Here is a 1457-nt window from a genome sequence, read left to right as displayed (position 1 = left end):
CCTGCTATGAGGCTGCTGATAATTATTGCAGCATATTTTATCTTTAAAGAAGCCATACAATTTCTCGCTGAAAAATCAAAACACCTGGCATATGCGCCCGATCATTCATTCACAGTAATCCCTTAATGAATGTTCAGGCGCACTGGATGTATTCGCTCCGGACTGATAATCAGGATTGCGTAACGTTAATGCTTTTGAGTAAGGAGATATTGCCCTGCTGAATAAACGAGAAATCGACATGGTTGCCGGTTTTCAGGGCATTGATAGCGTCGTCTGCATTAACAAAAGTGAAGCGCATGGTCATTGCAGGCCAGCCCACAGCAGGGATTGCTTCGTGCGAAATGGTAATCTTTTTACTATTCATATCAATGTCTTTAACGACACCGGTGCCCTTGATAACCTGCTGTACCGAAGCATCACTGGCAGCATTCATATCGCCATGCTGATGTGTTTCAGCATGAAGACCGGCAGAAAACATGACAGAGAAGGCACCAAATAAAACGGCTTTAAGTGAATTACGCATTTTTAATTTCCTGATTAATTAAATAAATTTACTCTACCCAACCGCCACCCAGCGCGGTAAACAGATTAATTTCGTTAACCTGTCGGGAATAGGTAAGATCGAGAATGGTTTGCTGCGTAGCGAAGAGGGAACGTTCTGCATCCAGCACTTCGATGTAACTGACAGCACCACTTGCATATAATCCTCTGGCACGCTGGAGAGTTATCTGAAGTGAATCAAGATAACGCTGCTGTGACTCAAGTTGCTGGCTAAGGCTGTCGCGCAGCGCAAGCGTGTCGGAAACATCCTTAAAGGCTGACTGAATTTTTTGTTCGTAATTAACCACCGATTGTTGCTGGCGAATTTCAGCCAGCTTCAGATTGGCTTTATTCCTGCCAGCATTAAAAATAGGAATTTCAATTTTAGGGATAAAATTCCACATTCCACTTCCTGACGTAAACAGGCTTGACAGCTCCGTACTGCTTGCGGAAAGACCACTGGTCAGGGTAATGGAGGGGAAAAAGGCCGCTCGCGCTGCGCCAATATTGGCATCAGCCGCTTTCAGCTGATATTCCGCTTCCATAATATCCGGTCGCTGCAGCAAAATTTGTGACGACAGATTTGGTGGCAATTTTACTGGTGCGATCTCCCCGCCTTTCATCCCTTTTTCTGACGGAAGTGCGCGGTACGTTCCCAGCACCAGTTGCAGGGCATTGTTTGCCTGAGCCAGATCGCCTTCTCGTTTGGCTATTTCGGCGCGGGTACTTTCGATTTGTCCTCTCGCCTGTTCAAGTGCCAGAACGTTCGTACTCCCGGTCACGAGCTGTTGCTCAACGAAAGCATAGGACTGTTCATAATTTTTCAGCGTTTCCCGCGCAATACGGAGTTGTTCGTACGCCAGTTGCTGGCTGAAATAGCTCTGTGAAACGTTGGAGACCAGCAGGATGTGTACGGC

The 1457-nt window shown here is 46.6% G+C and carries 2 protein-coding genes; both read right to left on the bottom strand.

The window, feature by feature from the left end; translation table 11 throughout:
* Positions 1 to 169: 169 nt before the first annotated feature.
* A complete protein-coding gene (gene cusF / locus BV390_RS30285; RefSeq protein ID WP_001246153.1) occupies positions 170 to 523 on the bottom strand; it encodes a cation efflux system protein CusF in 354 nt (117 codons plus the stop codon).
* 28 nt (positions 524 to 551) lie between these two features.
* Positions 552 to 1457, bottom strand: a 906-nt coding sequence (gene silC / locus BV390_RS30280) for a Cu(+)/Ag(+) efflux RND transporter outer membrane channel SilC (protein WP_085397640.1), incomplete at its 5' end; no start/stop codon positions are given.

The organism is Klebsiella sp. YJ, from assembly GCF_002108615.1.
Lineage (GTDB): Bacteria > Pseudomonadota > Gammaproteobacteria > Enterobacterales > Enterobacteriaceae > Klebsiella > Klebsiella planticola.
Note: the sequence above shows the minus strand (reverse complement) of the source record. Positions and strands in the feature narration are given on the sequence as shown.

Bases quoted from the DNA above. Each gene is read 5' to 3' on its own strand.
- cusF (WP_001246153.1), bottom strand. From the start codon at position 523: ATGCGTAATTCACTTAAAGCCGTTTTATTTGGTGCCTTCTCTGTCATG.